Source organism: Halomonas sp. CnH100-B (genome assembly GCF_024124605.1).
Taxonomy (GTDB): Bacteria; Pseudomonadota; Gammaproteobacteria; order Pseudomonadales; family Halomonadaceae; genus Vreelandella.
In genome coordinates this window covers 194,934-216,598 of sequence record NZ_JAMXRX010000002.1, presented here as the reverse complement: position 1 = coordinate 216,598, position 21,665 = coordinate 194,934, and the positions used below count along the sequence as shown (strand labels likewise).

18 protein-coding genes are annotated in these 21,665 nt (G+C 58.0%); 12 read left to right on the top strand and 6 right to left on the bottom strand.

All coding sequences use genetic code 11. The features are described 5' to 3' along the window. Nucleotides 1-12: 12 nt before the first annotated feature. Complete coding sequence (locus NH398_RS04510) at nucleotides 13-1,017, bottom strand: glutathione S-transferase family protein (protein WP_253016851.1); 1,005 nt, start codon at nucleotides 1,015-1,017, stop codon at nucleotides 13-15. Nucleotides 1,018-1,097: 80 nt separating this feature from the next. Next, nucleotides 1,098-2,018 carry a LysR family transcriptional regulator gene (locus NH398_RS04505; protein WP_159343712.1) on the bottom strand — a complete coding sequence of 307 codons (921 nt, stop codon included), beginning with the start codon at nucleotides 2,016-2,018 and terminating at the stop codon, nucleotides 1,098-1,100. A 608-nt stretch (nucleotides 2,019-2,626) separates the two neighbouring features. Between NH398_RS04505 and NH398_RS04500 the strand changes: the two genes are divergently transcribed. Next, nucleotides 2,627-4,321, top strand: a complete 1,695-nt coding sequence (locus NH398_RS04500) for a peptidoglycan DD-metalloendopeptidase family protein (protein WP_253016849.1) — start codon at nucleotides 2,627-2,629, stop codon at nucleotides 4,319-4,321. 69 nt (nucleotides 4,322-4,390) lie between these two features. On the opposite strand, the gene NH398_RS04495 is transcribed toward NH398_RS04500, so the two are convergent. After that, entirely contained in the window at nucleotides 4,391-6,022 is a 1,632-nt protein-coding gene (locus tag NH398_RS04495; protein WP_253016847.1) for a L,D-transpeptidase family protein, read from the bottom strand. 172 nt (nucleotides 6,023-6,194) lie between these two features. Between NH398_RS04495 and NH398_RS04490 the strand changes: the two genes are divergently transcribed. The 3 genes from NH398_RS04490 (at nucleotide 6,195) to NH398_RS04480 (ending at nucleotide 9,282) form a co-directional block, all read left to right on the top strand. Further along, the gene (locus tag NH398_RS04490) at nucleotides 6,195-6,923 is read left to right on the top strand and encodes a murein L,D-transpeptidase catalytic domain family protein (protein ID WP_253016846.1); all 729 of its coding nucleotides are present in this window, start codon (nucleotides 6,195-6,197) and stop codon (nucleotides 6,921-6,923) included. 153 nt (nucleotides 6,924-7,076) lie between these two features. Beyond that, complete coding sequence (locus NH398_RS04485) at nucleotides 7,077-8,177, top strand: CZB domain-containing protein (protein WP_253016844.1); 1,101 nt, start codon at nucleotides 7,077-7,079, stop codon at nucleotides 8,175-8,177. 85 nt (nucleotides 8,178-8,262) lie between these two features. After that, nucleotides 8,263-9,282, top strand: a complete 1,020-nt coding sequence (locus NH398_RS04480; protein WP_159341367.1) for a patatin-like phospholipase family protein — start codon at nucleotides 8,263-8,265, stop codon at nucleotides 9,280-9,282. 29 nt (nucleotides 9,283-9,311) lie between these two features. Here NH398_RS04480 and NH398_RS04475 read toward each other — a convergent pair whose 3' ends face one another. Further along, nucleotides 9,312-9,599, bottom strand: a complete 288-nt coding sequence (locus NH398_RS04475; protein ID WP_159341366.1) for a hypothetical protein — start codon at nucleotides 9,597-9,599, stop codon at nucleotides 9,312-9,314. Nucleotides 9,600-9,618: 19 nt separating this feature from the next. On the opposite strand from NH398_RS04475, the gene NH398_RS04470 reads away from it, so the two are divergent. The 4 genes from NH398_RS04470 (at nucleotide 9,619) to NH398_RS04455 (ending at nucleotide 14,179) form a co-directional block, all read left to right on the top strand. After that, nucleotides 9,619-10,971, top strand: coding sequence for an MFS transporter (locus tag NH398_RS04470; protein ID WP_159341365.1), 1,353 nt, complete (start codon nucleotides 9,619-9,621; stop codon nucleotides 10,969-10,971). Between the two features lie 78 nt (nucleotides 10,972-11,049). After that, nucleotides 11,050-12,315: a nitrate regulatory protein gene (locus NH398_RS04465; RefSeq protein ID WP_253016842.1), complete on the top strand. Its 1,266-nt coding sequence runs from the start codon at nucleotides 11,050-11,052 to the stop codon at nucleotides 12,313-12,315. A gap of 74 nt (nucleotides 12,316-12,389) precedes the next feature. Next, complete coding sequence (locus tag NH398_RS04460) at nucleotides 12,390-13,076, top strand: SDR family oxidoreductase (protein WP_159341363.1); 687 nt, start codon at nucleotides 12,390-12,392, stop codon at nucleotides 13,074-13,076. A 110-nt stretch (nucleotides 13,077-13,186) separates the two neighbouring features. Then, nucleotides 13,187-14,179 (top strand): LLM class flavin-dependent oxidoreductase, encoded by a 993-nt coding sequence (locus NH398_RS04455; protein ID WP_159341362.1) that lies wholly within the window; start codon nucleotides 13,187-13,189, stop codon nucleotides 14,177-14,179. A gap of 10 nt (nucleotides 14,180-14,189) precedes the next feature. Here NH398_RS04455 and NH398_RS04450 read toward each other — a convergent pair whose 3' ends face one another. Then, nucleotides 14,190-14,822 carry a LysE family translocator gene (locus NH398_RS04450; RefSeq protein WP_159341361.1) on the bottom strand — a complete coding sequence of 211 codons (633 nt, stop codon included), beginning with the start codon at nucleotides 14,820-14,822 and terminating at the stop codon, nucleotides 14,190-14,192. Nucleotides 14,823-14,931: 109 nt separating this feature from the next. Here NH398_RS04450 and NH398_RS04445 point away from each other — a divergent pair, with 109 nt between their 5' ends. From NH398_RS04445 to NH398_RS04430, 4 genes are all read left to right on the top strand, one after another. Continuing rightward, entirely contained in the window at nucleotides 14,932-15,435 is a 504-nt protein-coding gene (locus tag NH398_RS04445) for a GNAT family N-acetyltransferase (protein ID WP_253016840.1), read from the top strand. Nucleotides 15,436-15,777: 342 nt separating this feature from the next. After that, a complete protein-coding gene (locus NH398_RS04440) occupies nucleotides 15,778-17,454 on the top strand; it encodes a methyl-accepting chemotaxis protein (RefSeq protein WP_253016838.1) in 1,677 nt (558 codons plus the stop codon). 214 nt (nucleotides 17,455-17,668) lie between these two features. Further along, nucleotides 17,669-19,342 (top strand): methyl-accepting chemotaxis protein, encoded by a 1,674-nt coding sequence (locus NH398_RS04435; protein ID WP_253016836.1) that lies wholly within the window; start codon nucleotides 17,669-17,671, stop codon nucleotides 19,340-19,342. Between the two features lie 102 nt (nucleotides 19,343-19,444). After that, nucleotides 19,445-21,100, top strand: a complete 1,656-nt coding sequence (locus tag NH398_RS04430) for a diguanylate cyclase (protein WP_253016834.1) — start codon at nucleotides 19,445-19,447, stop codon at nucleotides 21,098-21,100. On the opposite strand, the gene NH398_RS04425 is transcribed toward NH398_RS04430, so the two are convergent. After that, a complete protein-coding gene (locus NH398_RS04425) occupies nucleotides 21,078-21,644 on the bottom strand; it encodes a DUF1415 domain-containing protein (RefSeq protein WP_253016820.1) in 567 nt (188 codons plus the stop codon). The genes NH398_RS04430 and NH398_RS04425 overlap by 23 nt on opposite strands. Nucleotides 21,645-21,665 lie beyond the last annotated feature (21 nt).

Sequence of the window (21,665 nt, the reverse complement as noted above, 5' to 3'; positions counted from 1 at the left end):
TTAATATGTGCATCACTGGGGACGTGAGTGCCGACGTATTCCCTGCCCCGGCAAACGTTCACGGTCGTGAGGACGCATGAAGTCCAGCCATGGGCCCGCCGGCACGATACGCGTCGGGTTGATCGTGTCGTGGCTGTAATAGTAGTGGCGTTTGATGTGATCCATATTGACCGTCTCGGCCACGCCCGGCCATTGGTATAGCTCGCGTACGTAGTTGGAGAGATTGGGATAATCTTCGATACGTTTGAAATTGCACTTGAAGTGACCGAAGTAGACCGCGTCGAAGCGAATCAGCGTGGTGAAAAGGCGAATATCCGCTTCGGTCAGCCACTCACCCGCCAAATAGCGATGCTCCCCAAGCCGCGTCTCCATGCGCTCTAGCGCATCGAACAAGGCCGTGACGTGCTTTTCATAGACCTGCTGATCCGTGGCAAAACCCGATTTGTAAACGCCGTTATTGATGTGGTCGTACACGTCATCGTTCACATCATCGATGACGCTGCGCAAATCGTCTGGATAGAAGTCCAAATCATTGCCCGTCAGCTCATCGAAAGCGCGGTTGAAGATGCGTAGCAAATCGGCGGATTCGTTGTTGACGATGGCGCTGCGCTGCTTGTCCCATAACACTGGCACCGTGACCCGCCCCGTGTACGTTGGGTCGGTCATGGTGTAGAGCTGATGGTGATAGTCAGCATGGTTGATAGGGTCGCCACTCGACCCTTCGTCTTGATGGTAGGTCCAGCCGTTTTCCAACATCAGCGGGCTCACATGGGATGCTCCGATCAGCGGCTCGAGCCCTTTCAGTTTGCGCATGATCAGCGCCCGATGCGCCCAGGGGCACGCGAGCGATACGTAAAGGTGGTAACGATCGGCCTGAGCCGGATAGCTCTCGCCTTTAGACGTCTCATCGCTGCCCACCCAGTCGCGCAGCTGCGCGGATTCGCGAACGAATTCCCCGCCGTGCTTTTTGGTGTCGTACCACTGATCGACCCACTCGCCGTTGACTAACAGTCCCATCGGGCGTCTCCTGCATTGAACGTTATAGAGGTGTATGACGTTCAGCATACCCCCGACGGAGTCAGGCTCAAGCGGATGTTTTACGGCCGTTCATTCGAGGGAATCGAACGTTGCTCGCACACCTCTCTCACTGCCCGCTTCAAAGCCGCGGCCATGGCATGGGCTGCCGGGCCCGCACGATCACGATCACGAAAAATAAGCTGCACGGGCACTTCACGAATGCCCCCAGCACTGAGCGGCAGCGGCTTCAGCTCACCGCTGGCCAGCTCGTCGGCGATACGCGTTTCCGGAACCCAGGCAAACCCCAAGCCGCGCCGCAGCATATCCAGCGACGTTCCCACGTGACCGACCGTCCAGCGCTGCTCGGCTTTTAGCCAGCCCGCGTTGGTGGATTGACGCAGCGCCGAGTCACGCACCACCAGTTGACGATGCTGGGCAAGATCACGCAAATCCAGCGAGCGCCCCAATTGATGCAGCGCGTGACGAGGATGCGCTACCGCCACGAAGCGCACATTAACCAGTGGCTCGCCCAAAAATCCTTGGGCCTCGATACCAGAGACCACTAGGTCGGCGCGGCCGTCGTATAGCATTTCCGTCCCCCCGTTCAGCACGCTTTCATGGAGCTGAACGCGCACCTGGGGATAGGTTTCCGAAAAGCGCTCCAACGCTTTCGCCTGAGCAGCCACCGGAAAAATTTGGTCGATCGCCACCACGACTTCGGCTTCCAGCCCCGCTGCCAAGCGCGAAGCGACGTCTTCCAAAGACGCCGCGCTTTCGATCAACTGGCGCGCACGGCGAAGCAGCAGCTCGCCTGCTTCGGTGAGGCGCACCTGCCGACCCACCGGTTCGAGCACCTGGATACCCAACTGCTCTTCCAATTTATGCACCGCGTGATTCAGCGTGGAGGGGCTTTTATGGATCGCCTCTGCCGCTCGTGCAAAGCCACCATGATCCACCACGGCGGCCAGCATCTGCCACTGCGCTAGTGTTACCCGAGACATTTCGATTTCCTCGACGCTATACAGCGAAACAATCCGCTTCATCTTCGAAAAAACATCCCTAGAATGCCAGGAAAAGACGATGAGTACCTGTCTGTTATCGAATTTCGTTGCATCGCCACGCTGGAATACACTCTGCAAACCGCACAAAAACGTAAAGAAACATTAAAATACAAAAAATTACCTTTTTGATATGAGCGGCGTGGCGTGATGACACTATTCATCCATTGAGAGGACTCAGTGTGTCAGCGTCGAATCATTAACACGGGTTATGGACGTACGGAGAGAAGGCTTACACGCTGATAGCTTGGCAAAACTCCATTTTAATTAGACGCACGTTATATTTATCTTTCACAAGCTTTAATTTACGTCTATGGTAAGGATGACGACACCGTTTTAACCCGTTGAGCTGGCCGCCGCCTCTCGGTTACTTTTGTTAGCAAACGGTGTTCATGGCTGAATAAGATGCCTTTATATTTCCGTTATTCAGCGGAAGTATATTTTGTGTATGGATGTACAGTCTATTCACCCCCTTCTCCTTGGGGTATGGTTCCCGAGTTTGCTTACTTTCATGTTACTTTTATTTCACGAACTCGGCGGCCTATTTACCCATGTTGCGAATCCTCCATTCGCTGCCTCGCACGCATAAATTATTACTGTTACCCGTGGCCACGATGGTCACCGTGCTGGGCGCACAAAAACTCATCACTACCTATCACGACCTGAACCAACCCCAAACACCGCTGGAGAGCGTGCTCGTTCCGCTTCCCAGCGATTCTGCTCCCGGCGTACCGTCGCTTCGACAAGAGCGCACGCCAGTCGCAGAAGCGATCGACCGCGCTTCCCGCGCTCTCGACGCAACCCGTGAACATATCCCCCTGAGTGAACTCACCGCCACCGAGATCGTCGATCTCGACATGATCACCAGTGCCGAAGCCTCTATGGCGAGCGATGCCGCCCCAGGCGACGCACACGCTCAGGTCACGCTGGACGACAGCCTGCTGGATGATGGCGCACTACACATGGCCATCGTGCTAGGAACGATCACAAGCGGCATGCTCAATGTCGACGACTCCGTCGAAATCGCTGATGCCACTTCTTATGAAGATTACGGGGTTGAGCTGTACGAAGACGACGTCTCTTTCCTCGAATTGGAACTGGCGGCCGATGAGCCGTTCGTGCCCGAGTGGGAAACCCACATCGTCGAATCTGGCGAAACCTTTGCCGTGTTGGCGCAAAACGAGTTGGGGTTGGGGTATAGCGAAGTGCTCGCCCTGCTGGACGACCTGCCCGATCCTCGCATGCTGACCCACTGGCGTGCGGGCCACAGCTTCGACTATCAGTTGGACGAAACGGGTCGCCTCCTGGCACTGCGAATGATGAAGAACACCCGGGAAGGCGTTTTGCTAGAGCGTGACAGCGACCATTACGCCATCACTGCCATCGAGCGCCAGGGCGAACCTGTACAGCGGCTTTATGCCGGCAGCGTCACGGGCAGTTTTGCCCGCTCAGCCCAGGCCACCGGTTTGAGCAGCAGCTCTGTCACCGAGCTGACGCGCATTTTGCAAAAGAAGTTAGACTTCCGTCGCGACAGCCGCCGGGGGGATCAGTTTCAGGTCTTGGTGGAGTCTGACATGATCGATGGTGAGACCCTCGACTCCCGCGTACTGGCCGTGAAATACGATGGCGAGCGCATGGATCTGACCGTCGTGCGTAACGCCAACGACGATAATTTTTACACGCCGGAAGGCAGCAGTCTCGACCCGGCCTTTGCCCGTCGCCCCTTCGAAGGCAGCTATCGTCTCAGCTCCAACTTCAATCCCCGTCGTCTACACCCGGTGACCGGTCGCGTTAGTCCTCACAACGGCACCGATTTTGCGATGCCCATTGGCACTCCCATCACTGCCCCTGCCAACGGCCGCGTGGAGCGTGTCGGTAACCATCATGCTGCCGGTCGTTACATCGTCGTGCGCCATGACAACGGCTACCGCACCCGCTACCTGCACTTATCCCAGCCGCTGGTCAGCCAGGGCGAGCGCGTCACGATGGGTGAGCGTATCGCGCTGTCCGGTAATACCGGCCGCAGCACGGGCCCTCACCTGCACTACGAAGTCATCGTGAACAACACGCCGGTCAATGCCATGACGGTCGAGCTGCCGGAGAACACCAGCCTTAGCGGCGACACGCTGGTTGCGTTCCAACGCCAAGCCGAACCGATGCTAGCGGCGCTGGAAAGTGGTGAGACCGGCACTATCAGCGTGGCTAACTACCAGCGCGACACTGAAAGTGACGAGAGCATTCAATAGCCCCGTCACATGCTAGACGAAAAAGCCGCCCCACTCTCGGGGCGGCTTTTTTATAGGGCAAGAAAACGACTAGGCCGTTTCGAGGGCTGCCAGCAGCGCCGCATCACGGCGGTAGATATCCTCTCTAAACACCACATCGCCCTCGCGATTGGGCCACGCGGTCAGGTAGTGCAGCGCTACCGGAATACGGGTAGGCAGATTCACGTTTTGGTCGCTGCGGCCACTGTTGATCAGCGAGCTGAGCTGATAGCGGCTGCCGCTGTCCTGCAACAGAAGCTGGGCAAATTCCGTCACACCTTCTACCCGAACACACCCCGAACTCAACGCCCGATGATCCCGCTGGAAAAGCCCTCTTGCTGGGGTATCGTGCAGGTAAATCATGTCGTCGTTCGGAAAACGTACCACGACACGCCCCAAAGGGTTACTACTGCCCGCGACCTGGCGAAGCATCACCCCTCCCGGCCGCTGCCAATCGATCGTGTCGGCATCCAGTGTTTCCCCAGATAGGCTGACGACCTGAATATTCTGCCGCGTGAGATACGCCGTATCTTGGCGCACCCTTGGCAGCACGTCTTCACGCATGATGGTCGGCGGGATCGTCCAGCTCGGGTTGACGGTCAAATGGCTGATGGAAGAGTGGATGATCGGCGTTTCTCGACTGGGCGATCCGACGACCACACGGGCATCCCAATGCTCCCCGTTAGGGCGCGTGTAGTGCAAACGATAGCCTGCAATATCGACCCAGACGTTCGGTGTGCGATCTAGCGAGGGGCGAATCCAGCGGGCGCGTTCGAGGTTAATGCGCAGTTGGTCTACCCGCGCGGAGACGGGCATGTTCAGCGCCAATCTCGTGCGCTCGCCTACCACACCATCCTCTTGCAGCTGGTGGCGTCGCTGAAAGCGCATGACCGCCTGTTCGAGTTCCCTATCGAAGGTGCGCCGGTCACCGCCCGCTGCCTGTACACCAATCATCGGGTAGGCGCTGCTATCCGCCGCCAGCAGGTGGGGCTCTCCCCACAGCGTCAAGCGCTGGCGAAGCGTTTGCACGTCATCATCGATATCGCCGGGGCGCAGCGACTCGTCACGCCCGGGCAAATAGGGCACGCTGCCCTGCTCGGCCAAGCGACGATAGTGCGCCAACGCGTTGCGAAGCTGGGCATACGCTGCCGTATCCGGCCGCGCCAGCGACAGCGCCTGCTCCACCTCTCCCCCGTCGACGGCCTGCACGACACGCGGCAGCGCATAGCGCCGCTCTGGGCGGGGCAGGTCCCAATTCGGCTCGACGCGCCTAGGATCCACTTTGCCAATCGATAAATGATCCAGCGCCAGCAGCAGCGAACGGGTGGCGCGCACATCGAAGCGTGCTTGTGCCTGCTCGTCTAATTGCTGACTTTGCTGGAAATCGCCCAGCAGCGATGAGGCTTGGTAATCGTCGGGTGTGAGCCCGTCATCCACCAGGGTATTCAACGCGCTGACGAGGGATTCGACGCGCTGCAGCTCTTGCCAGGCAGGCTGACCGCCGCGTAGTTCATAGAACGACGCGATGGGTAGCGATGCTTCTTGCCGCTGAAGTTGCTGCGCGAGGGCTTGCTGCAATGCGGCGCTGGTGGGTTCATTGGCAGTGGCCATTACCGGGCAGCTCAGCGCCAGACAGAGCGCTGCCCCTATCGCCCATCGTCTTAGTGGCTGGTGGTCGTTCATCGCCTCTCCTTGCGTTACTATGCTGCGTTGTAATGTGGCGTCACTCTTTTTGCTTAACGTCGTATCAGCAGTTCCCGTTCTGATACACGTTTTTTTCATCATAGCCGCTTACGCTGACGCGTGGTGTGTCGACTTCATTACGCTTTTGACCTCTTTGGCAGGATAACGCCCCATGCTTTTTCGTTCACGCATGACCACTGTACTGTTTTCGTTACCCATCGTGTTGTTTTCTACCACCCTTCAAGCCGCCAGCTTTTTCTCTCAAGTGGCCGCCGCGCCGCCAGCGGGAGTATCCCCTCTACATCATCAGTTACTTCAGCTAGCCCCCGACGCCACACCGGCAGCCCTTCGGTTGGCGGCACAGGCATTGAGCTGTGCCGACCCTTCCGCCGAGCGCTTGGCCGTCATCGACTACTCGCTGCCCTCCACGGAACCCCGCATGTGGGTGTTCGACCTTCATCAGCACCAGTTGCTCTTCGAAGAGCTGGTGTCCCATGGTCAGGGATCTGGCGACGCGGTAGCCAACGCCTTTTCCAATACACCGGACAGCCATCAATCCAGCCTCGGTCTTTTCCGCACCATGAATAGCTACTACGGTCGCAACGGCTATTCACTACGTCTGGATGGCCTGGAGCCACAGGTCAACGACTTGGCCTTCGAGCGAGCGATCGTGATTCATGGCGCCGACTACGTCAGTAACGACTTCATTGCCCAAACGGGCCGCTTGGGTCGCAGCCACGGCTGTCCGGCCGTGCGTGAAGACATCACCTATCCGCTGATCGACAGCCTCAAAGAGAACCAGTACGTCTTTGCTTACTACCCCGATGAAGAGTGGTTAGCCACGTCTGCGTTTTTACGCTGCGAGACAACGACGCCCATGCACGTGGCCCAGATGAAATAGCGCAGCCACTGAGTATGGCAGCGCTCCTGTTTTATGACGACAAGGGGTTGATTTTCATCAGCAAGGGGGAGTCTTCCCAGGCAAGCAAGAACACCTTCTGCAATACTTTGTGACAAAACATCACAAACTGCATCACCACTGAAGGTATCCGCCATGTTTGCCTTTATGCATCCCTATCAAACGATCCGTCGTCTGGAGCAGCAAGTCGCTGAGCTGCACGCTCAGTTGGCCCTGGAGAAAAGTGCACGAGGCTACCGCACGATCAGTTTGATGACACCTCTTGAGTCGATCAGCATGCTCCAGGCCAAGGGCGCAGACATGCTGATGTCCCTCGATGCGGGTGCGGAACATCACGCCGAGCAGCTCGCCAGCGAGCGCGCAACGCTCACCGATCTTTTCACGCGGCTACATCATGCCGAGAAAGTCGCTCAACGTTTGCAGCAGCAAGGCCAACGACACCAGCAGGCGGACACCCATTATGCGGCGCCGCTGGCCAGCGAAACAGCCTTGCATGAACTGCGCGGCCTCAGTGTCGAGTTGGCTCGCATGGCGGGACACACCCGGGCGCTGGCCATGAGCACGGCGCTGGAAGCGGCCCATGTGCATGACGAACCCTGCGGCTTGTCCGCCGTGGTGAGCGACATTCAACACCTAGCGGATCACACCCAGCAGCTAGGTCACCAGTTGGATCACTGGGTCGAACAAACCGCCGCTATGCTCAAAGAGGATGCTCGCGTCCTGGCCCACCAGCGCGAGACAGCCAACGCGCTCGCTCAGGCCGCGCACGAGGCCGAGCAGATGATCGAACAGCTCACCGACCAAGCGCGCCATATGTACAAGGTCATCCATCACAGCACCACGACTGCCTGTTTGCACGCGGCCAAACTGGAGCATGTCGTGTGGAAAAGCCGCCTCTACCACCAGCTGCTGTCGGCCTCCTTGGAAGAGGAGCCGCTGACCGACCACCACCACTGCAGCCTTGGCCGCTGGTACTTGACGGGTGAAGGCCAGCGTTACAAGCAGAGCGATGCCTACCGAGCCCTGGCCGTTCCCCATCGTCGCTTCCATGAAAGCGGTTTGGACGCCCTGCGCTATGCGCGCCAAGGCGATCATACCGGCCAGCTCGCCTCGCTGGCACTCATGGAGGAGGCCAGCGTAGCGCTCGCCAAACAGCTGGACCGTCTGATGGAGCATGCCGTGTTTGACCTGCCCCTGCCCCAGCAGCGACCGTCGCCGCTGGCCGACGCTCCCTAACGCATGGACGTGCAGATCGTCCCTTCCGTCCGCGCGCTTTTATGCCATGCTAAAGGCACTCCTATCACAGACGGTAAGGACGACGATGGCATCGGTAAAGAAGCTCGACCTTGCGCTACAGGGTGGCGGTGCCCATGGCGCATACACCTGGGGGGTGATCGATCGCCTTCTGGAAGATGACCGCATCGAGATCGAGGGCATCAGCGGCACTAGCGCTGGCGCGATGAACGGCGTCGTGATGGCCGATGCCCTTACCCGGGGCGGAAAACAGGCGGCGCGACAGGCACTGCGAGCCTTTTGGCAGGCGGTGAGCCGAGCGGGAATGACCAGTCCCATTCGCCGCTCCCCGCTGGATGTCCTTACCGGCAATTGGAGCCTCGACCACTCGCCGGGCTATATCGCCATGGACTTGATGACGCGCCTGGTGTCGCCCTACCAGCTCAACCCGCTCAATTTGAATCCGCTGCGCGATATCGTGGCGGCCCACATCGATTTCGAACGCGTGCGTCAGTGCGACCAGCTCAAGCTCTTCGTGGCCGCGACCAACGTGCGTACCGGAAAACAGCGCGTCTTTCGCCGCGAAGAGATGAGTGTCGACGCCGTCATGGCATCTGCTTGCCTACCGTTCATGTTTCAAGCGGTAGAGATCGATGGCGAAGCGTATTGGGATGGCGGCTACATGGGCAATCCGGCGCTCTTCCCGCTCATGGAGGAGTGCAGCGCGCGGGACATTCTGCTGGTGCAGATCAATCCCATTCGTCGCGAAGAGCTGCCCACCTCGGCCTCGGCGATCATGAATCGACTCAACGAGATCACCTTCAACGCCGCGCTGATCAAGGAGGTACGTATGATCGCGCTGCTTAAGCATGCACTCGACGAGCAAGGCATCGAAAACTGCTATCAGCAAGCACTGTTCCACCGCATAAGTGGTGATAAAGCCCTGGATGACCTTTCGGTCTCAAGTAAGCTCAATTCCGAGTGGCCCTTTCTCTGCCACCTGTTCGAGCAAGGCAGAGAAGCGGCGGAGAAGTGGCTTGCCACACATTTCGATGCTCTGGGGCATGTGTCGACACTCGATATCGATGCGGTTTACCTACACGAATAAGCGCTGCCACGCCCAGCCCCTGCCCCAACTTAGCGCACGCTGCCCAAGCAGAGTGCGCTAACCAAGCGTCGAGCGCCCTGCGCTTCCCCACCTTTGCCACTCATCGAAGGTGTTCCCTTTGTAGCAAAAAATTTAACCATCTGTTTTGATTCATATAAAACAGCGATGGCGGAGTATTTGCTTATTTTCCCATCATGGTGATAGGCGTGGACCAGGCCCAACAGGGTACGAGTGCGTCGAACCTGACCTTCAACGGTGAAGGCATGTTCCCGTAACCACGTAACGCCTGCGCGTTGCGTCTCGGCAAACTCGTTCATACGCTGTGAGGCCACTCCCATGGACATACGCAACAAAGCCAACCGTATTCGGCTACTCAACTTCTCGACGCCGCAAATGCGGGCGTTTCACCTCTCCTGGTTTGCATTCCACATCTGCTTCTTTGGCTGGTTCGGTATCGCGCCGCTCATGGCCGTGGTGCGCGAAGACCTCGCCCTGACGCAAACCCAAATCGGCAATACCATCATTGCATCGGTGGCGATCACCGTGATCGTTCGCTTGTTGATTGGCGTGCTTTGCGACCGAGTCGGACCACGCAAAACCTACACCGGACTGCTGGTACTGGGGTCCATTCCTGTCATGGGGATTGGCCTCGCCGATAGTTTCGAAACGTTCTTACTGGCGCGTTTGGCCATTGGCGCCATCGGCGCATCGTTCGTCATTACCCAGTACCACACCACCCTCATGTTTGCCCCTAACGTGGTGGGCACGGCCAATGCCACCAGCGCTGGCTGGGGGAATCTTGGCGGCGGAACCACCCAAATCGTCATGCCACTGATCTTTGCCGGCATGCTGATGCTAGGGGTCAACGAAGCGCTCGGCTGGCGTCTGGCCATGGTGGTGCCCGGCGTCGTGCTGTTCTTCACCGGCATTGCCTACTGGCTGTTCACACAAGACGCCCCCAACGGCAACTTCAGCGAGCTGCGCGCGCGCGGTGAATTACCTTACGCCACCGGTGAGCACGGTGCCGCCCAAAGCTTCCTGGCAGCGGCGAAGGATATCCGCGTGTGGGCCCTGTTCGTGGTGTACGGGCTCTGCTTTGGCGTCGAGCTGACGATCAACAACATTGCCGCCATTTACTTCTTCGACAAATTCGACCTGACGCTCGCCACTGCCGGGCTGATCGCCGGGCTCTTCGGCCTGATGAATATCTTCGCGCGCACGTTGGGCGGCGTGTTTTCTGACCTGTTCGCCAAGCAGGGCGGACTCAAGGGACGCGTGCGCTGGCTCTTCATTGCCCTGGTGTGCGAAGGCATCGCGTTGGTCGCATTCTCACAGATGCATGTTCTCAGCCTCGCCATCGGCATCATGCTGGTGTTTAGCCTGTTCGTCCAAATGGCCGAAGGCGCTACCTTTGGCGTCGTACCTTTCATCAATAAAAAAGCCTTAGGCGCCGTGGCCGGTATCGTCGGGGCGGGTGGCAACGTAGGGGCCGTATCAGCAGCGTTCCTGTTTCGCAGCGAAAGTTTGAGCTACCAGCAGGGCCTTTTCTATTTGGGATTGACCGTGCTGGTGCTGGCCTCCTGCGTGCTGGTGGTCCGCTTTAGCGACGCCACCGAAGCCGAAGAGGCCAGCGCGTACCGTGACGCGGCGGGCGACGATGCGGGAGCAGGCGCGCTCTCATTACGCTAATATTAATTAACACCGCCCCTGCATGCGCATCGCTGTGGGGGCGTTTACCTTTTGGCGGCGAGTATTAAGGAAATCAACATGTCTTCTGCCCAACAGCTCCTCTTCACCGCCCTGCGCTGCGACATCGATAACCTCCACCATCTCGCCACGACCGCCGATATCGTGAGCGATATCAGTCAGTTCATTCATGTGCTGCAGCGCGAACGCGGTGCCTCGACGATTTATTTGGCGTCCAAGGGCAAACGTTTCAAGACCCGCCGAACGAGTTACGTGCAACATAGCCAAGCGGCCGAGGCCTCGATGCGCCTACGCTTGGAAACGCTAAGCCAAGAAGCGCGGCCACAAGCCACCGCACGCTTGCTTCGACGCATTTCCGCCGTTTGGCTGGCACTGGATGAACTCGACGCGCTGCGCCAAGCCATCGATACCTTTCATATCTCACCCGATGCGGCCACGCAGGCCTTCAATCACCTCATCAGCGGTTTATTGGCCATCGTCTTCGAAGCCGCCGATACCGCAGTCGACCCCGACATCACCCGCGCCCTGGTGGCGATTTTCCACTTGATGCAGGGGAAGGAGCTTGCTGGACAAGAGCGCGCTTGCGGTGCTTTTGGGTTCACCTTGGGCCACTTCGATAACGCCCATCGTACGCTGCTCAACCAGCTCGTCGAGGCGCAGCAGCGCTGCTTCGATACGTTTGCCGAATTTGCTACTCCAGAAGCGCTGAGCGCTTGGCAGCAGTCGCTCTCACCCCGAACACTGGCCGGTATTTGTCAGTTACGCGACATCGCTTGCCAGCGTTCGCACCATCAAACGGCCTCAGGCAATACGCTAGGGGAAACCTGGTATGAGCTGACCACCCTACGGATCGATACCATCAAGACGGTAGAAGACACGCTGAACACCCAACTCACGGCTCTTTGCCATCATAAAATAGCTCACGCCCAGGCCGCTCTGGACCAGGCTAAGGCCACCCCCGACACGCCGCTTCCGGCCCCGTGTGAACAGCTTCTTGCCCTCACCCCGTCTCAGCCGCTGGGGGATTTGACCGCCAGCGCTCTCAATTCGCCCTTGAGCCGCTCGCTGCTGGAGTTGACGCATGCCCAATCGAGCCGGTTACAGGGGCTCAGCGACGAGCTGGAAAATACCCGCAAAGCGCTGCGCGAACGCAAGCTGATCGAACGGGCCAAAGGACTCATCATGGCCCACCAATCCATGAGCGAGGAGGAGGCATACCGCTTTCTGCGTAAAACCTCGATGGATCAAAGCAAAAGCATGGCCGATATGGCACGTTCGATCCTAGATCTCTCTGCCATGCTGCAACGTCGGCAAGAAAAATCCTAACGCGGAAGCGCGTTTGCAACCTCGTTGGGTTTTAGCCATGCTGAAACTTCCCCTATTTGCAAGGAGAGCCTAGGATGCATGATCGCGTACTGTTAATTACCGGCGCTTCCAGCGGTATTGGCGCTGCCACCGCTCGCGCAGCGGCCCGTGAAGGGTATCAACTGGTGCTGGCCGCGCGCTCTGCCGACAAGCTAACCTCCCTTGCCCAGGAGCTAGGCCCAGAGAACGTGCTGACGTGCGAGGTCGATGTCACCGACCTGAAGCAGCAGCAGGCCATGGTGGAACACGCCATCGAAACCTTTGGCCGAATCGACGCTGTCTTTGCCAATGCGGGCCGCGGCGGCTCGCCAGGCGGCTTTAGCAGCGCCGACCACGACGCTTGGCGAGAGATGATTTTGACCAACATCTACGGGGTTGGCCTGACCTTGCAAGCCTGCCTGCCGGAGTTGAAACGCCGCCAAGGGCACGTGCTGCTGACCGGCTCGGCAGCAGGCCGCACGACCATCCCAGGCTCCATGTACAGCGCCACCAAATGGGCGGTCACGGGCATTGGCTACAATCTACGCGAAGAGCTGCGCGGCACCGGCATGCGGGTGACGCTGATCGAACCCGGCATGGTCGACACGCCCTTCTTTGATGAACCACCCGAGTACGCTCTGCAAGATCGTGATATCGCCAATGCGGTGATTTACGCGCTCTCACAGCCGCCTCATGTGGATGTCAACGAGATCTTGGTACGCCCCACGCCCCCCAAAGCGTGATGTTCACGTGACGGCGGCTTGCAATTGCCCGGAACTGCCCACATAAACGCAGCATTATGAAGCGTGCTAACGAATCACTGCACGCACCATGCACGTTTATCAGGTGATTTATGAGCCAACTTGCGAGCACCGCCCTCTCCGTTCTAGACCTTGCGCCCATTCGTCAAGGCGGCAGCGCGGGGGAAACGTTCCGTGACAGCGTATCCCTGGCCCAGCATGCGGAATCGTTGGGCTATCAGCGCTACTGGCTAGCCGAGCACCACAACATTGCCGGTATTGCCAGTGCCGCCACTTCGGTCTTGATAGGTCATGTGGCGGGACAAACATCGTCCATCCGCGTGGGCAGCGGTGGCATTATGCTACCGAACCACCCACCGCTGGTGATTGCAGAGCAGTTTGGCACGCTGGAGACACTGTACCCAGGGCGCATCGATCTGGGCTTAGGGCGCGCCCCTGGTTCTGACGGTGCCACCATGCGAGCGATGCGCCGCCATGCCCATGCAGGCGTCGACGATTTTCCCGAGCGTTTAGAAGAGCTGCGCCGCTACCTTGGCGAAGAAGACCCACAGCAAACCGTCAAAGCGGTGCCCGGCCAGGGCACGCACGTGCCCATTTGGCTGCTGGGTTCTAGCGGCTACAGCGCCCAGCTCGCCGCCAAACTGGGCCTTCCCTTCGCGTTTGCCGCCCAGTTCGCCCCCGGCTATCTGTTCGAGGCTCTGCGCCTCTATCGGGATAACTTTCGCCCGTCCGAGCATTTAGACGCGCCTTATGCCATGGTCGGCTTGCCGGTCATGGCGGCTGAAAGCGACGAAATGGCGCACTACCTGGCCACCACCGCGCAGCAAAAATTCTTGAATTTGATCCGCGGTAAACCAACTCAGTCACTGCCCCCCGTAGACGCACTGGATTGGTCGCCCATGGAGCGCGCTCAGGTAGAACAGTTTTTGGGCGCGGCCATCATCGGTGGCCCTGAAACGGTCAAAGCACAGCTAGAGGCGTTTCAAGAACGTACGGGGGCGAACGAGCTGATGATCAATAGCGATTTCTACAGTCACGCGGACCGCCTGCGTAGCTATGAAATCGTGGCTCAGGTGGCCCGTTAAGCCGCGTGTCTCACCCTTTGGCGACCAGAAAGGCACCCGCAGCCATCATCAATGAACCGGCTGTACGATTGGTGCCTTTCTGGGCGCGCTCGGACTGGAAGAAGCGCCGCGCAGACGAGGCAAACGACGCGACCAACATCAACCCCATCATTAGCCCGAGCAACGTCAAACCGACCACGAGGATCATATCGCTACGCTCGAGCACGGTCAGGTCGATGAAGGTCGGTAAGAAAGCGATGTAGAACAGGATGACTTTGGGGTTGGACGCTGAAATGAGAAAGCCCTGAAGAAAGCTCTTCGCGCTATCCCGACGCCAAGCACCGCTACTGGCTGGGAAGGCCTCCAACGTCTGCGCCGTGACTTCGGCCGTCCACATTTTCCACCCTAGGTAAAAGAGGTAGGCGGCACCGGCGTAGCGTAGCAGCGTGAAGGCGCCTCCCCAGTTCTCCGCCAAGGCAGCCAGCCCGTAGAACGCGAGCAGTAGGTAGATCACATCGCTGACCGTCATGCCTAGGGCCAGCGGTAAACAGGGCCGCGCGCCTGCTGACATTCCTTTGGCCAGCAGAGCAAAAATACCCGGCCCGGGCGTCACGGCGAAGACAAAGATCGCCAAAAAGTAGGTCAGTGCGCTCTCAACGGTCATGGCCGTGTCCTCTCGCGGTCCAGTGGTTCACTGATCAACGTACCAGCGGCACAGTTCTCTCCTCGATTGTGCTAACGTCGCTCATGACGACATTAACGGAAGAAACCTCATGTCCAGCCTTCAATTTTCCCCGATGACAGCCAACGAGTTCGCGCTCTTCTGGCCTACGTTTCAGGCCATTGTAGCCGCCCAGGAAACCTACGCGATAGATCCAGAGATTCGTCAAGAGGAGGCTTTCGCGTTTTGGTGCCAAACGCCGCTCCTAAGCATGGCCGTCAAAGATGAGCATGACGAGCTACTGGGCAGCTACTACTTGAAAGCCAACGCCGCAGGCCCCGGCCGCCATGTGTGCAACTGTGGCTACATGGTCACCCCCAACGCGCGGGGCAAAGGCGTCGCCAGGGCCATGTGCGAACACTCTCAGCGGGAAGCGTTGGCGCTGGGTTTTAAGGCCATGCAGTTCAACGCCGTCGTCGCCAGCAATCAGGTGGCCGTCGCGTTATGGCAACGCCTGGGCTTCGAGATCGTCGGCACGGTACCTAACGCCTATCGGCACGCCTCCTTGGGATTTGTGGATACCCATGTCATGTACAAAGCGCTGACCGCCCATTAAGCGTTCTTCCCGCCCACGGCAGCATGGCCCCGCTTATGCTGCCATTCAACGCTGCAAAAAATAACATTGTCTCTAGTGATTAACCCTGACTTTCGCACGCTATCGTGACGATACATAAACATCACACGGCTGCCGCTGAGGGGCGTGTGGCGATACGTTATGTCGTCTTAATTCACTTAATGAAACAATGGTCGTTTGATTTTCGATAAATTAATGAAAACAATCGTTTAAAACAAGATATCTAAATAAAAACAACCTCTGCGTGCCCATAAGATTTCACTGCTATCTTTTAAATCCCACGTTAACACTACGTCAGGTGTTGGGATCATAAAGGGAACGGACATGCAAAAAATATCAGTAAAAACCCTGATAGCGGGCGCACTCGTCGTGCTTTTAATCATGCTGATGGGCGTAGGGCTCCTTGGCTATTTGGGCGAACGCAAGGCGGCCACCTATCTAGAAGACGTCAATAATATCAGCGCACTACAATCGAGTTCGGCGGCTAGGGCAGAGACCAACCTCATGGAAATGCGAGTTCGCTTAGAGCGTCTGTCTCAGCATTACCAAAATGGGTTGATGGCCAACGTCGACGATGCACTGACTTCTGCAAAAGAGAGCCTCGCCGTATCGGACGCTAGAATCGAAGCGATGAATAGCGTTCCCACTGGCCCTGACGACGAGCGCTTCTCCTACCTCTCCACGATCAATGACACCTATAACGCTGCAGCGACAAGCGAACTTAGGTCGATGCTTGCCAGTGCGGATATCGAAGGATTGATCGACTATAAAGAAACCATCAATCCCGCTTTTTTAGCCTTTGGTCAGGCGGTGGGCGACTTTAACCGCTTTGCGCTGGACTATGGCGATACCCGAACGGCAGAGACCCTGCGCGATAGCCAAGTTCTAGGTATGACGGTCGGCTTTTTGGTTGTGCTAGCCCTCGTGCTCTATATCACGATGCAAGCAACGATTAACAAATATCTGCTCACCCCTTTACAGCGCGCCGTCAACATTTGCGAAAACATCGCTAAAGGCGATCTCACCAGCACGATTGAAGACCGTGGCAGTAATGAGATAGGCCGCCTTTACGCAGCAATGGATGATATGCAGGATCGACTCGAAGAGATGATCAGCACGCTCAATCAAAGCAGTGAAGCCGTGGCCAGTAGCTCTAAGCAGATCGCTGGAGGCAGCCAGGACTTAGCATCGCGAACGGAACAGCAAGCCGCCGCACTGCAGCAAACCGCAGCCAGCATGGATGAAATCTCTTCGATCGTCCGTCAGAACTCGGATACCGCCGAGCAGGCCGAACGGCTCACGAAAGCGGCCGCCAAGAAAGCCACTAGCGGTAAGCAGGCTTCCGAGCACACCAGCCAGCTAATGCGTGAGCTCGAAGAAACCTCCCACAAAGTGCACGACATCATTCAAGTCATCGACTCGATTGCTTTCCAAACCAACATTCTCGCGCTGAACGCCTCGGTGGAAGCCGCTCGGGCGGGCGAGCACGGACGCGGCTTTGCCGTGGTCGCCAGTGAAGTACGCTCGCTAGCCACCAAAACGTCTACGTCTTCCAAAGAGATTCGTCAGCTGATCGAGGACATTTCACAGCGTATTGCGCAAGGGGCCGAACAAACCACGCGTAATGGCCAAAGCATGGCGGACATCAACGCGTCAATCGTACAAGTGACGGAAATGATGCAGGAGCTAGCGCTGGCCGCGAAGGAGCAGGATTCCGGTATCAGCCAGGTGAGTACGGCGGTGTCTCAAATGGACGCGGCGACACAAGAGAACGTCTCGCTCGTCGAAGAAACCAGTACGGCGTCTGCCTCGTTGCAGGACGAAGCCGGCCGCCTGGCCGAACTCGTGAACGAGTTCAAATTGAAGCGTCTGGCGCACACCCTGCGCGACAGCCAAATCCCGCTTGCCGTGCAGCAAACGTTCAAAACGTCTTACGCCTCGCCGCTGGCGGCGGCTGCTCCTTCCCGGGTCGCCGCCACGCCAGAGTGGGAAGCGTTTTAACCCATTGCGTCGATGGAAAAAAGGGCCAGCTTGCTGGCCCTTTTGTATGGCAAGCACAGATGTCACTTGCTTAGAACCACACCTTTGCAAATAAGTGTGAAAAAAGCGATCCACACCTCTCAATATCACTCTCATTGTGTCGATAATGTACAAGCGAGGCTCCCCTCCTCGCCAAGCATACCCCCTACTTTTCCCGCCTATGAGAGTAATCAACATGCGAAATTTATCTGTCAAACATACGTTGGCAGCCGTACAAGGGTTAATGCTGATTGCCCTGCTGGCCATCGCAGCGACAGGTATCATGTCCAAATTGAGTGTGATGGAGAGCTTGCGCGAACTCGATGAGGTAGCCGCCCAGCAAGTGGCGTCGATCAATCGTGCAGAAGTCAATTTAATGGAGCTGCGCTTACGCTTGGCCCGCTATACCGCTTACGTAGAAAGTGGTGACAATGCCTCGGCACAGGAAGCGCTTGAACTCGCACGCGCAGCGCTGGAGCGTGCGGATGCACGCTTTGCCGAGTTCACCGCCATTGAGGTACCGCCCACCGCCGCACGCGCACCGCTAATTGCTACCATCGACCGTTATTATCCGCAGATGATCAACGACGCCTTTCGTAGCGACTTAGCCGCCGCTAACTACTCGGGCCTCGTGCGTCACCGCGAACGTTTCAATGAGGAGTTCAGCGCACTGACTGACGCGATTCGTGCGTTCAATACCCGCGCTCAAGCCCTTGCAGCCGAGAACATCGCTCACGCTGAGCAGAGCCATACCGTCACCCTGATCGTTAGCGGCGTGCTGATCGCATTGGCGCTTCTGTTATCCCTGGGTGTTCAACTGGGGATCAATCGTATCATCGTCCGTCCGCTACAGCGCGCGGTGGAGCTGTGTGAGCATATTGCCAAAGGCGATTTGACCAGCCAGATCGAATCTCGTGGCAAAAACGAAATTGGTCGGCTCTACATTGCCATGCACGACATGCAGGGCAAGCTGCAAACCATGGTAGGCACGCTTTCGCAAAGCAGCACCGCTGTTGCGGCGAGTTCTCGCCAAATTGCCGGCGGCAGCCAGGATCTCGCCTCACGTACCGAACAGCAGGCAGCCGCTCTGCAACAAACCGCTGCCAGCATGGATGAGATTTCCTCCATCGTTCGTCAAAACGCCGACACTGCTGCTCAGGCCGAGCGCCTGACACAGGATGCTTCCAGAAAAGCGGCTCACGGCAAGCAGGAGTCGGAGCAAACCAGCGTGCTGATGCGCGAACTGGAGGCCAGCTCGCAGAAAGTCAACGAGATCATTCAGGTCATCGACTCCATCGCCTTCCAGACCAATATTTTGGCGTTGAACGCCTCGGTGGAAGCTGCACGCGCGGGGGAACACGGCCGTGGTTTCGCCGTCGTAGCGAGTGAGGTGCGCTCGCTGGCAACGAAAACCTCCAACTCCTCGAAAGAGATTCGTACGATGATCGAGGATATCGCCAGCCGTATCGCGCAAGGGGCCGATCAGGCGCTGAAAAATGGCGAAAGCATGGATGACATCAACCAAGCCATCGTACGCGTCAACGATATGATGCAAGAACTGGCGCTGGCAGCGAAGGAGCAGGAGTCCGGCATCAGCCAAATCAGCACCGCGATTGCCGAGATGGATTCCGCCACCCAGGAGAACGTCTCTTTGGTAGAGGAGACCAGCACCGCATCGGCTTCGCTGCAAGACGAAGCGTCCCGACTGGCAGACCTGGTCGCCGCGTTCCGGCTCAACGGCACCAGCCGCCACGCGGCGCTTGCTCAACCCGCTTCTGCGCCTGCCCAGCGTTTACACGCTCCCTCGCCAAGCAAGAGCGTAACGCAGCGCCAGCGCCCCACCGCTGAGCCCGAGTGGGAAGAGTTTTAACTAAGCCTTATGCCCACGCGGCCTCCGTTGACCCCGCCGATTCGTGCCATAACAAAAATTACGCTAGGGTCTTCTCATTACCACAACGTGCTTGGCCCACCCATGCCTAACCACTCGTCCCTTTTGAGGCGTGTTTCTCTACGCACACGCATCATTGGCCTCATCACCTCGTTAGTGGTCGCCATTACGCTACTGCTGAGTTGGGTCGCTTCCCGGGAAGCGGCCATTCAGCTCGAGGCGAATATTGGCTATAGCAGTGCCGATACCGCTTACCAAATGGTGGATAAGCTCAACCGCAGCATGGATGCGCGGATCAAAGAAGTGCGCCTGCTGCTGGGTATTCAAGAGTTTGCCGACCGCACCGATCGCTTCTCGGTACGCGCCCAGCTCGAACACCTGCAGCGCAACTATGACGTGCTTTCCTGGATTGGCGTGACGGATGCCACTGGCCTGGTCGTCGCCTCTACCGGAGGAGTTCTCGAAGGGACGTCGATTGCTCAGCGGCCCGTATTTATCGAGGGACGGCAAGCACTGTGGGTGGGCGACGTGCATGATGCCGTCATGCTGGCCCAGCTACTTCCCAACCCCACTGGCGAGCCCGTTCAATTCGTCGATATCGCCGCGCCCCTTTACGACCAACGCGGCACCTTTACCGGCGTGTTGGGCGTACACCTGAGCTGGGAGTGGGCAACGCAGGTGAAGAACTCCATGTTTTCCCCACAGCTTCGCGCACAGCAAACGGAACTACTCCTGCTCTCTTCTCAAGGCAGGATCATTCTCGGGCCGGAGGAGCTCATCGGTGAATCGCTGGCGTTCCTGGAGAACGCTTCTGATAGCCCCATGCCTGCGTGGTCCATCGAAACCTGGCCAGACGGACAGCGCTATGTCACGGGCGTAGCCCGAAGCCAAGGATTTGGAGACTTTCCAGGTTTGGGCTGGGTCGCCGTGAGCCGACAGCCCGTGACCAACGCTTTTGCGCCCGTCGAGCAGCTTTACGAGCTCATATTAGGAACGGGGCTGCTGGTGGCGCTGATGTTTTCCATCATTGGCTGGCTCGTCGCGTCCCGTTTGGTCGCACCGCTGACGCGCCTTGCCCGGGCGGCCGACAACATTCAAGCGGCCACCCACCGCGGCGTCATCACCCTGGAAACCGGCTCTCCCGAGCTGAAGCGGCTATCGACCTCCATGCGCGACATGGTGGAGCGCTTGATCGACCAGCGTCAGACCATTAGCCGTTTGGAAGATTTGGCCAACACCGATCCGTTGACCGGGTTGCCTAACCGCGCCTTTCTAACCCAGTACCTACAGCACACGCTGCCTGACGCACATCGCCAGCAGCAGAGTGTGATCGTCCTGCTATTCGACTTGGATGGCTTCAAACGGGTCAATGATGAACTTGGTCATCACGCGGGGGATTTGTTGCTGATCGAAATCACTCAGCGCCTCAAGTCAACGCTACGCAGCGGCGATGTGGTGGCCCGTTTAGGAGGCGATGAGTTCGTGATGATTCTCAAAAGCACCGCCGAGCACAGCGCCTATCTTGCAACGGACGTGGGTCAGCGGCTGCTACAACGTATAGCAACGCCCGTTCTGCTGCCCGGCGGACACCGAGCGCAAGTCGGCTGCAGCTTGGGCGCCGCATGGTGGCCTCAACATGGCCACGATATCGAGCAGGTCATCCAACTGGCCGATATCGCGCTCTATCAAGCCAAAAACAAAGGAAAACACCGACTGGTCATTTATGAGGAAGCGCATTGAAACATGCCTGCCGCTGCGCTTCGGCGGCGACGCTGCCAAGGGCGCTCAGGTAAGCGATATTCCGCTCGGGAATGGCGGCCGTGTCCCCATAAAACGCGATGGCTTTCTCGACACTGGCCTCGCGCAGCACGTGCACCATGGCATGGGGTGAACGGTTCGAGTAGTTGGCAGCATCATCGGGGTCAGCATCGTCGAAACAGTAGTCGGGATGAAACGTGGCTAGCTGATATACCCCTTCGTAACCCAGCTCAACTAGCAGGTTGTCAGCCATGTCGACGTAATCCAGGTAATGATCGAAGCTCTTGAACAGCGTCGGGAAGACGATCAGCGTGGTTTCGGTGTCAGGATGCTCATCGAGCCACGCAAGCTCCGCCGCCAGCTCTTCGAGCGCCACCTGTAACTTTTTGGAACGCACGACTTCCACACGGATCGTGTCGTTCTCCAACTCCCGCTTGGCGAAAGGGCAAATGTCGTGCCCTACGATAAATTGGCGCACCCACGCGAGTGTCTGTTCCACGACTTGCTGATCGGCTTCTTGCGTCATACCCACTCCCACGGTGGCCTT

What these genes read in the sequence shown, in the direction of transcription:
- NH398_RS04460 (WP_159341363.1), top strand. Translation starts at nt 12,390, where the DNA reads ATGCATGATCGCGTACTGTTAATTACCGGCGCTTCCAGCGGTATTGGC.
- NH398_RS04505 (WP_159343712.1), bottom strand. Translation starts at nt 2,018, where the DNA reads ATGTCTCGGGTAACACTAGCGCAGTGGCAGATGCTGGCCGCCGTGGTG.
- NH398_RS04455 (WP_159341362.1), top strand. Translation starts at nt 13,187, where the DNA reads ATGAGCCAACTTGCGAGCACCGCCCTCTCCGTTCTAGACCTTGCGCCC.
- NH398_RS04470 (WP_159341365.1), top strand. Translation starts at nt 9,619, where the DNA reads ATGGACATACGCAACAAAGCCAACCGTATTCGGCTACTCAACTTCTCG.
- NH398_RS04465 (WP_253016842.1), top strand. Translation starts at nt 11,050, where the DNA reads ATGTCTTCTGCCCAACAGCTCCTCTTCACCGCCCTGCGCTGCGACATC.
- NH398_RS04445 (WP_253016840.1), top strand. Translation starts at nt 14,932, where the DNA reads ATGTCCAGCCTTCAATTTTCCCCGATGACAGCCAACGAGTTCGCGCTC.
- NH398_RS04480 (WP_159341367.1), top strand. Translation starts at nt 8,263, where the DNA reads ATGGCATCGGTAAAGAAGCTCGACCTTGCGCTACAGGGTGGCGGTGCC.
- NH398_RS04435 (WP_253016836.1), top strand. Translation starts at nt 17,669, where the DNA reads ATGCGAAATTTATCTGTCAAACATACGTTGGCAGCCGTACAAGGGTTA.
- NH398_RS04485 (WP_253016844.1), top strand. Translation starts at nt 7,077, where the DNA reads ATGTTTGCCTTTATGCATCCCTATCAAACGATCCGTCGTCTGGAGCAG.
- NH398_RS04510 (WP_253016851.1), bottom strand. Translation starts at nt 1,017, where the DNA reads ATGGGACTGTTAGTCAACGGCGAGTGGGTCGATCAGTGGTACGACACC.
- NH398_RS04440 (WP_253016838.1), top strand. Translation starts at nt 15,778, where the DNA reads ATGCAAAAAATATCAGTAAAAACCCTGATAGCGGGCGCACTCGTCGTG.
- NH398_RS04425 (WP_253016820.1), bottom strand. Translation starts at nt 21,644, where the DNA reads ATGACGCAAGAAGCCGATCAGCAAGTCGTGGAACAGACACTCGCGTGG.
- NH398_RS04475 (WP_159341366.1), bottom strand. Translation starts at nt 9,599, where the DNA reads ATGAACGAGTTTGCCGAGACGCAACGCGCAGGCGTTACGTGGTTACGG.
- NH398_RS04450 (WP_159341361.1), bottom strand. Translation starts at nt 14,822, where the DNA reads ATGACCGTTGAGAGCGCACTGACCTACTTTTTGGCGATCTTTGTCTTC.
- NH398_RS04500 (WP_253016849.1), top strand. Translation starts at nt 2,627, where the DNA reads ATGTTGCGAATCCTCCATTCGCTGCCTCGCACGCATAAATTATTACTG.
- NH398_RS04490 (WP_253016846.1), top strand. Translation starts at nt 6,195, where the DNA reads ATGCTTTTTCGTTCACGCATGACCACTGTACTGTTTTCGTTACCCATC.
- NH398_RS04430 (WP_253016834.1), top strand. Translation starts at nt 19,445, where the DNA reads ATGCCTAACCACTCGTCCCTTTTGAGGCGTGTTTCTCTACGCACACGC.
- NH398_RS04495 (WP_253016847.1), bottom strand. Translation starts at nt 6,022, where the DNA reads ATGAACGACCACCAGCCACTAAGACGATGGGCGATAGGGGCAGCGCTC.